The sequence below is a fragment of the Terrisporobacter muris genome (assembly GCF_024621905.1).
Classification (GTDB): domain Bacteria; phylum Bacillota; class Clostridia; order Peptostreptococcales; family Peptostreptococcaceae; genus Terrisporobacter; species Terrisporobacter muris.
The window spans coordinates 1-9524 of sequence record NZ_JANKBY010000131.1; the positions used below are offsets into that span (position 1 = coordinate 1).

9 protein-coding genes are annotated in these 9524 nt (G+C 27.8%); 7 read left to right on the forward strand and 2 right to left on the reverse strand.

Annotated elements, in window-relative coordinates:
- Nucleotides 1–28 precede the first annotated feature (28 nt).
- Nucleotides 29–1033, forward strand: coding sequence for an aldo/keto reductase (locus NSA58_RS11040; RefSeq protein WP_079764745.1), 1005 nt, complete (start codon nucleotides 29–31; stop codon nucleotides 1031–1033).
- Nucleotides 1034–1083: 50 nt separating this feature from the next.
- Here the strand turns inward: NSA58_RS11040 and glsA are convergent, their stop codons facing one another.
- On the reverse strand, nucleotides 1084–2001 hold the full coding sequence (glsA, locus tag NSA58_RS11045; protein WP_039678467.1) for a glutaminase A: 918 nt from the start codon (nucleotides 1999–2001) through the stop codon (nucleotides 1084–1086).
- A 102-nt stretch (nucleotides 2002–2103) separates the two neighbouring features.
- A complete protein-coding gene (locus tag NSA58_RS11050) occupies nucleotides 2104–2508 on the reverse strand; it encodes a RusA family crossover junction endodeoxyribonuclease (RefSeq protein ID WP_039678468.1) in 405 nt (134 codons plus the stop codon).
- Nucleotides 2509–2571: 63 nt separating this feature from the next.
- On the opposite strand from NSA58_RS11050, the gene queG reads away from it, so the two are divergent.
- The 6 genes from queG to NSA58_RS11080 all read left to right on the forward strand — a co-directional run bounded on the left by queG (nucleotide 2572) and on the right by NSA58_RS11080 (nucleotide 9412).
- On the forward strand, nucleotides 2572–3480 hold the full coding sequence (gene queG / locus NSA58_RS11055; RefSeq protein ID WP_039678469.1) for a tRNA epoxyqueuosine(34) reductase QueG: 909 nt from the start codon (nucleotides 2572–2574) through the stop codon (nucleotides 3478–3480).
- 129 nt (nucleotides 3481–3609) lie between these two features.
- Nucleotides 3610–5841 carry a Lon protease family protein gene (locus NSA58_RS11060; RefSeq protein WP_052232857.1) on the forward strand — a complete coding sequence of 744 codons (2232 nt, stop codon included), beginning with the start codon at nucleotides 3610–3612 and terminating at the stop codon, nucleotides 5839–5841.
- Between the two features lie 144 nt (nucleotides 5842–5985).
- Nucleotides 5986–6612, forward strand: coding sequence for an endonuclease III (gene nth, locus NSA58_RS11065; protein WP_074429463.1), 627 nt, complete (start codon nucleotides 5986–5988; stop codon nucleotides 6610–6612).
- Nucleotides 6613–6617: 5 nt separating this feature from the next.
- Entirely contained in the window at nucleotides 6618–7946 is a 1329-nt protein-coding gene (locus NSA58_RS11070; RefSeq protein ID WP_257560465.1) for a VanW family protein, read from the forward strand.
- A gap of 119 nt (nucleotides 7947–8065) precedes the next feature.
- A complete protein-coding gene (trmL, locus tag NSA58_RS11075; RefSeq protein ID WP_039678473.1) occupies nucleotides 8066–8536 on the forward strand; it encodes a tRNA (uridine(34)/cytosine(34)/5-carboxymethylaminomethyluridine(34)-2'-O)-methyltransferase TrmL in 471 nt (156 codons plus the stop codon).
- A 30-nt stretch (nucleotides 8537–8566) separates the two neighbouring features.
- Nucleotides 8567–9412 carry a DegV family protein gene (locus NSA58_RS11080; RefSeq protein ID WP_039678474.1) on the forward strand — a complete coding sequence of 282 codons (846 nt, stop codon included), beginning with the start codon at nucleotides 8567–8569 and terminating at the stop codon, nucleotides 9410–9412.
- Nucleotides 9413–9524 lie beyond the last annotated feature (112 nt).

Consider the following 9524-nt stretch of genomic DNA (forward strand, 5'->3'; position numbering starts at 1 on the left):
TAGATATTATAATAAGGAGGATATTAAGTTGATAAATCTTGGAAGTACAGAGATAAAAATAAAAAGAGTTGGATTTGGGGGAATACCTATACAGAGAATTACTCAAGATGATACAAATAAAGTTATTGATGAATTGATAAATCAAGGGATTAATTTTATTGATACAGCAAGAGGATATACTGTTAGTGAAGAATATATAGGGAATTCTATAGAAGGAAGAAGAGAGAAATTTTATATTGCAACTAAGAGTATGTCAAGAAGTTATGAAGATATGAAAAGAGATATAGATATAAGTTTAAAAAATCTTAAGACTAATTATATAGACTTATATCAAATACATAATCTTAAAATAGAGGAATATAGTAAAATATTTGATGATAATAAAGCATATAGAGCTTTATTAGAAGCCAAAGAAGAAGGAAAAATAAGATATATTGGAATAACTAGTCACAGTTTAGGAACTATAGAAAAAGCTGTAGAAGATAATAAATTTGCTACGATACAATTTCCATATAATATTGTTGAAGATCAAGCTGATGAAGTTTTTAGAAAAGCACATGAAAAAGGAATAGGAACAATTACTATGAAGCCTTTAGCTGGAGGAGCTATAGATGATGGGCCTTTGGCAATAAAATACATATTATCAAAAGATTATATTGATGTAGCTATTCCTGGAATGAATACAGTTGAGCAAGTGAAAGAAAATGTTTCGGTTATAAATAAGATAGAATTAACTGAAGAAGATAATTTAAAAATTGAAAAAATTAGAAAAGAACTAAGTGGGAACTTTTGTAGAAGATGCGAATATTGCCTTCCATGTCCTAAGAATGTAAATATACCGCAGAACTTTTTATTAGAAGGATATTATACAAGATATAACTTGAAAGAATGGGCATTGGAAAGATATGAATCATTAGGTGATAGTAAAGCTAGTGAATGTGTAGAATGCGGGCTTTGTGAAGAAAAATGTCCTTACAATTTGCCAATTAGAAATATGCTTAAAAATGTATGTGACAAATTAGAAAATAAATAGATTAATATAAAAAGGCAGCAATTACATCTTAGATGTTTTGCTGCTTTTATTTAGAATATATTTAATTCTAGTCTTTTTGAGAGATCTTCAAGGACTTTTAATCCACCAATACTATTGCCTTTTTTGTCTAAGGCGGGTCCAAATACACCGATACCCATTCTTCTTGGTACAGATGCCATTATTCCGCCACCTACACCTGATTTAGCTGGGACACCAACTTTAAGAGCAAATTCGCCAGAGGCATCATACATACCACAAGTGACCATAAATGTTTTTACCATTCTAGATATAGTTTCACTAATTACACGCTCACCAGTTTCTATATCTATGCCATAGTTTGCAAATAGTAAGCCTATTCTAGCTAAGTCTACTACATCTACCTCAATAGAGCATTGTTTGAAATATAAATCTAGTGTTTCTTCAACATTTCCTTCTATAAAACCGTCATTTTTTAATAAATAACCCATAGCTCTATTTCTATCACCTGTTAATTTTTCAGATTTATAAACAGATTGATTTATTTGAAGAGTATCGTTTTTAGCAAGTTTTCTAAAAAATGCTAACATCCTTTCTTCTTTTTCTTGTAGATTTTTTCCTTTAATTAGAGAAGTAGTTACTATTGCACCAGCATTTATCATTGGATTACAAGGTTTTTTAGTATCATTAGTTTCTAATTTCATTATAGAGTTAAAAGGATCTCCACTGGGTTCCATACCCACCTTAGAAAAAACATAGTCCCATTCATTGTCCATTAATGCCATAGCTAAGATTATGGTTTTAGATATACTTTGAATAGTAAACTTTTTACTATAATCACCAGCACAGTAAATGTTATTATCTTTATCGATTACACATATGCCTAAGTCATCACTAATAGCTTTTTTTAATTCGGGAATATAACTAGCGACTTTTCCGTTAGCGGTATGTTTTTTATTTGATAAAATTATATCATTTAATAAATTTTCCATACTAAGAATCCTCCACATATTTATATTTGTTAATAATTATAAAATTACATTTGAAAGTATAAAATGGTTGTTAATTTTTATATGTCTGGTTATAAAATAATATTATTTTGAAATAATATCGTATGTAACATTATACTTTGAAACAGGATAAAGTTCAATTTCAACTCTTGGATTTTCTTTATCAATATAATCAAATAATAATACAGGTTTTAATTGTTTATCATTTTTTATAATACCGCTTTTTTCTATTCCATCACAAATACTTTTTGGATAGTTATGTAGGTCACCCATTCTTTTATTAGGGAAGTATAACTTCATAACTGTTATTAAGTCTTCTTCTATAACTTCACCTTGATATTGTGTATTTATATATCCGGCTATCATATTTTCATAAGCTACGTATTTAGAATATTTCCCTGTTGATGGCATCCAAGCTTGACCATGAACGTTATGCAGTTTAAAATTAGACTTACTAATAGGTCTTCCTGGTATTGTTAGTTTAATCAAATTATCACTTCCTTATCATTAGTTTATTATAAAACTAAAGAGGATTTAAAGAAAGGATATTTTATGAATAAAGAAGAAATTAAAGAACTTTTTAAAAATAAAGGATTAGATGCAATTGGAATTGCATCTGTTGGTCCATATTATGAATTAAAAGAAATATTAGAAGAAAAGGTTAATAAAGGTCTTGTAACAGGCATGGAAGAACCTGATATAGAAAAAAGAATAAATCCAAAATTAATAATGGAGGATGCAGCATCAATTATAGTATGTGCATTTCCTTATCATATAGAACAAGAGAATGAATCGAATATATCTAAATATTGCTATGGGCTAGATTATCATTTAGTAATAAAGGAAAAATTAAATAATTTATGTGAGGAAATAAAAGAAGTAGATGAAAGCTTTAATTATAAAATATTTGCTGATAATGGACCATTAGTAGATAGATATTTGGCTTATTTAGCTGGTATTGGATATTATGGAATTAATAATAATCTTATTACAGATAAATATGGTTCTTATGTGTTTATTGGATATATAGTAAATAATTATGACTTAGAACCAGATAATCCTACAAGTAAAACATGTATAAAGTGTAACAAATGTGTAAAATATTGTCCGGGAAATGCCTTAGAGGGAAATTACAAAATGGATCCTAAAAAATGTGTTTCATTTATAACTCAAAAGAAAGAAGAGCTTACATCAGAAGAAGTAGAAAAAATGAAAAAGAATAAATCTATATTTGGATGTGATATATGTCAGCAAGTTTGTCCTCATAATAAAGATATATGTGAGACTAATATTAAAGAATTTAACACTAATTTAATAACAACTTTAAGTGAAGAAGAGATTAATAACATTTCAAATAAAGAGTTTAAACGAAGATATAAGGATAGAGCCTTTAGTTGGAGAGGAAGAAATATTATAAAAAGAAATATAGATATATTAAAAGAAAAGTCTATGAAGAGGTAAATCATAGGCTTTTTATTTTTGAAAAAAATTATTAAGTCAAATTAAAGAAACATAATACATATAATTTATTAAGTTTATAACAGGATATAATTTTAGTTCATATAAATAGGGGATAGAAAGGGGATTAATATGCAAAAATTTAATAATACATCTGAAATAGAACCTTTAAAAGATTTTTTAGGTCAAGACAGAGCAGTAACGGCTATGGAACTAGGTTTAAAAATAGATAATTCTGCTTATAACATATATGTAGCAGGTGACCCTGGAACAGGAAAAAGTACTTATACAATGAAAGTTTTAGAAGGGTACTCAAAGAAAAAAAATAATCATAAGGATTGGTGCTACGTATATAATTTTGATAATCCAAGAGAACCTATTGTAATAAGTTTAGAAAGAGGAATGGGGAAAATATTTAAAGATGATATAGAAGAAATGATAGATAAACTATTTGAAGAAATAAAGGAAGCTTTTGATAGTGAAGAATATGAGATAAATAAAAATACATTATTAGAGCAGTATGAGATGCAAAAAGAAGATTTAATTAAGCAGATAAAAACTTATGGAGAAGAAAAAGGATTTAAGCTTAAAAGTAGTAAAGTAGGAATGGTGTTTGTTCCACTAAATGAAAATTTTGAGGATGAAGTATCCTCAGAAGAGTTCTTTAAAATTAAAAAAGAATTAGAAAATATGGCAATAAAGGTAGTTTATCAGATAAGAGAAATTGAGGAAAATATAAAAACTATAATGATTGAGATAGAAGATGAAGTAGGTAAAATAGTTGTAGATCCACATATTGAGGAGTTAAAAGAGAAATATAAATCTTATGATAAAATTGTAGATTATATTGATAAAATAAGAGAAGATATACTTAAAAATTTAGAATTATTTTACTTAGATGATGATGAAATTAGAGAGTACTATAATAAGGATTGTTTTTTAAAATATGTAGTTAATTTGTTTGTAGATAATCAAAATAATAAGCATGCACCTATTATTGTTGAATCTAATCCAAGTCCATCAAATTTGTTTGGTAAGGTTGAGTATGATTATAATAGTGGGAATATAAAAACTGACTTTACAAAAGTTTTTTCAGGTTCTTTACAAAAAGCAAATGGTGGGTATTTAGTTCTATATGCACAACAACTTTTAGCTTACCCGCTATCATGGGAGCTTTTAAAAAGGACTATACAGTCACAAAAAATTCCAATGGAGACGAAAGTATCAATAGAGCCAGAAGAAATACCATTAAATGTTAAGATCATACTAATTGGAAGTAACTATATTTATGATGTGCTTTACAGATATGATAATGAATTTAGCAAATGCTTTAAGATATTTGTAGATTTTGATAATGAAATGAATAGAAACGAGGTTACAGAATATGGCATGGCTCAATTTATAGCATTTCAATGTGAAAAAAATAAGTTTAAGCATTTTACTTATGAGGCTGTAGAGGATATCATAAAACATAGCACTAGATTAGTAGGAAGTAAGAAAAAATTATCAACAGATTTTAATAAATTATTAGAAGTAATAACAGAGGCAGATATCTTTGCAAAATTAGAAGATAAAGAGTTTGTGGAAAAAGAGCATGTCAGAATAGCTATACTGGAAAGACGTAAGCGTTTGAATAAAATAGAAAATAAAATGGATGAATTTATTGAAGATAATACAATAATGATTGATACTGAAGGTAGTAGAGTTGGAATCATAAACGGACTATCAGTTCTTGGTATGGGAGAATACTCTTTTGGAAGACCATCGAGAATTAGTGTAACAACTAGTATGGGAAGTAAAGGAATAGTAAATATAGAGAGAGAAGTAAAAATGAGTGGACCTATACACAGCAAAGGTGTACTTATTTTGCAAGGATATTTAACGGAGCATTTTGCACAGGAATATCCTTTATCAATGAATGCGTATATTTGTTTCGAGCAAAACTATGGTGGTATAGATGGAGATAGCGCTACTTTAGCAGAATTATGTGCCTTGCTATCTTCATTAAGTGAAGTACCTATAAAACAAAATATAGCAGTGACAGGATCCTTAAATCAAAAAGGAGATATACAAGTTGTTGGAGGCATAACAGAAAAAATAGAAGGATTTTATAACGTGTGCAAGAAAAGAGGATTCAAAGATCAGGTTTATGGTGTGATTCTGCCAAAAGATAATATGGATAATTTAATACTTTCAGATGAAATGGAAAAAACAATAAAAGATGGAAACTTTAAAATTTATCCTGTGGGCAAAATAGAAGAGAGTATAGAAATTCTAATGGATAAAATGTTTGAAGATATTAAAATCTTGGTAAAAGAAAAATTAGATACTTATAATAAGTCAAGAGAATCAAAAAAGGAATAAAAATTGATATAATAAAAAGCAAGAACTTATTAAGTTTTTGCTTTTTTAATACAAAAAACCAAAAAATTGAGAATTATTACTTTGTTATAGATTGACTAAATTGATAGATAATAAAAGTAAAAGATAAATTAAGGGGGAAAATAAATGAAAGATGTAAATAAAATTTTAGACAAGCTAGAGGAACTTTATCCAGATGCTCATTGTGAATTAGAGTATAATACAGCTTTTGAGCTATTAATAGCTACTATATTGTCTGCACAGTGTACAGATGTTAGAGTTAATATGGTAACAAGAGAGTTGTTTAAGAAATACAATAAGCCTGAGGATTTTGCAAGCTTACCTGAAGAAGAAATAATGGAAGAAATAAAAACTTGCGGTCTTTATAAAAGTAAAGGTAAAAAGATTAAGGCCACATCAGAAATGATATGTAGAGATTACAATGGTGAAGTTCCAGATACTTTAGAAGAGTTAACAAAACTTCCTGGTGTTGGAAGAAAAACAGCAGATGTAGTACTAAGTAATGCATTTAACAAGGATGCAATAGCAGTAGATACACATGTTTTTAGAGTTGCAAATAGAATAGGTATTGTTAATACCAAAACTCCAGAAAAAACTGAGTTTGCTCTTATGGATGTTATACCAAAACACAGGTGGTCTCATTCTCACCATGTATTAATATTTCATGGAAGAAGAATGTGTAAGGCAAGAAAACCAGAGTGCGAGTTATGCCCAATAAAAGGTGATTGTGATTTTTATAAAGGAAAGGAATGATACTTTTGAGAAAGCTTAAGATTGCAATATTTTTATCATTATTAATTGTATCTTTAGGCAATGTAGTCTTAAGTAATGCAATTGAATTTGAAGGTAAAATAAACAAAAATATTTATGTTAGAGATATTAATTTGTCAAATTTAACAAAAAAAGAAGCTATGGAAAAAATAAATAAAGCACTTGATGAGAATAATTCCTTTTCATTAATTTTCGATGAAAAAGAATATAGTTTTTGCAAGAATGATGTAGGAACAAGCTATGATGTGGAAGAAGTAGTTGAAAAAGCATATAATATTGGCAGAGATAAAGGCATCATTGCAAATATGAAAACTAGAAGTAGTTTAGCCATGGGTAAGAAGGTAATACTAGATTATAGTATTACTTATGATGAAAAAAAATTAGATAAATATTTAAAAGAATTGAATAAAAAAATATATATAAAACCAACAAGTGCAACAATAAGAATAATAAATGGAAAAATAGTTATAACTAAAGAAAAAAATGGATATAAGTTAAATGAAGATGAATTAAAAAATACAATAATTAGAAAAATAAAAGACATGGATAATAAAGATGAAATCATACCTACTTTATCTGTTAAGCCATTTTATTCCTATAAAGAGTTAAGCAAAATTAATACTGTTTTAGGAAGTTTTGAGACTTATTTTAATGCAAATAATTATAATAGATCCAATAATATTAAGTTGGCAGCAAATGCAACAAGTAATATATTACTAGACAAAGGAGAAATATTTTCTTTTAATTCATGTATACAGAAATCTCATATAAATAAATATTTAAAAGAAGCTCCTGTAATAGTGAATGGAAAGCCAGAAAAGGGAATAGGCGGCGGTATGTGTCAAGTATCGAGCACTATTTATAACGCAGCTTTATATTCTGGTATGAAAATAATTAATGTAAGAAATCATTCAATACCGAGCCCTTATATTGAAATGGGGAGAGATGCAACTGTATCAGGTGGAACCATAGATTTAAAATTTTCCAATAAATTTGATAACCCTATTTTTATATATAATAGAATCGTAGGTAACAAGATAGTATGCACAATTTATGGAAATAAAAAAGATAATAAAGATATTGAAGTTATAACAGAAACTACAGATATACTTAATAATAGGATAATTAGAAGAAATAGTGAAAAATATGACCTGGGTGTAAAAACCATAGAACAGGAGGGTAGAAAAGGATATAAAGTTCAAACTTATAGAGTGTATAAAGATACTTTAGGTAAGGAAACTGAATATATAGGTCAAAGCTATTATCCTCCTCAAGATAAAATTATTATATATGGGACAAGAGAACTTAGGAAGTAAAGTATAAAAAAGCAACTTTAATTAGGAGAGATTTCTGTTATAATGTACTTAGGAAAAAATTGAAGTTGCTTAAAATTAAGCAAAATTAATAAACTAGTTAATTTAAACGGAGGAGCGTTATGTCAATAAACGTAGTATTAGTAGAACCTGAAATACCTCAAAATACAGGTAATATAATAAGAACTTGCGCGAATACAGGTGCAACTTTACACTTAATAAGACCTCTAGGTTTTTCATTGGAAGATAAATATTTAAAAAGAAGTGGATTAGATTATTGGGATATATCGGATATAAAGTACTATGATAGCTTAGAAGAATTATTTGAAAAATATCCAGAAGGAAAGTACTTCTACTCTACAACAAAAACAAACCAGTCACATTCAGATATGAAATTTGAAGACGGTTGCTTTTTAGTATTCGGAAAAGAAACAAAAGGATTGCCAGAAACTTTATTAGCAGAAAATAAAGAAACATGTATGAGAATACCTATGGTAAAATTAGAAAAGGCTAGATCTTTAAATTTATCAAATTCAGTTGCAATAGTTGTTTATGAAGCTTTAAGACAAATTGGTTATCCAAATATGAGATAATTATAATGACAAAGAGAGGAGATTAACAGGATGAATGATATTAAAATAGTATGTGATAGTTTATCTGATGTTAACAAAGAATACTTAGAAAAGTATGACATAGATGTAGTGCCACTAACACTTATACTTAATGGAAAAGAATATAGAGATAGTATAGATATGAGACCTGAAGAATTTTATAAGATTTTAAGGGAGGAAAATGCATATCCAAAAACTTCACAAGCTACTTATGCTCAATTTAAAGAAGTTTTTGATAAATATACAAAAGAAGGAAAAACAATACTGTATATATCAGGATCGGCAGCAGCTACAGGTACATGCCAAAGTGCTGTAATGGCTAAAAATGATACTGAAGGAGAAATATATATATACGATAGTAATAATTTAACTTTTGGGGCAGGTTTCTTTGTCGTTAAAGCAGCTGAAATGATAAGTGAAGGTAAAAGCATAGATGAGGTATTTAAGGCTTTAGATGAAATTAAAGAAAAATATATTCTTATGTTTTCAGTAGATACTTTAGAATACCTTAAAAAAGGTGGAAGAATATCATCGACTAAAGCTACTGTAGGTAGTTTATTAAACATAAAACCTATATTAGAAGTTAAGGACGGACTAGTTTCTCAAGTAGGACAAGTAAGAGGAAAGAAGAATGTATTAAATAAAATGATTGAATACGTTAAAGAGAGATTAGGGGATGACTTAGAACAAGACGAAATTTACATAGGATACAGTGATGATGTAAAAGAAACAGAAAAGCTTACTGAAATTGCTAAAGAAGTTTTTAAACCTAAAAAGATAGGATATTTCGTAGTTGGAACTTGTATCGGAGCACATTCTGGTCCTGGTGTAGGTGGAATATTAGTGTTTAAAAAATAGATAAAATGAGGAGGTATTAATGACCTCTTTTTTTTATGTAATCTTCTGAAAAAAATGTATAAATATGTAAACAAATATTAATGATAATGTATGTTAAAGCATAAATATAAAT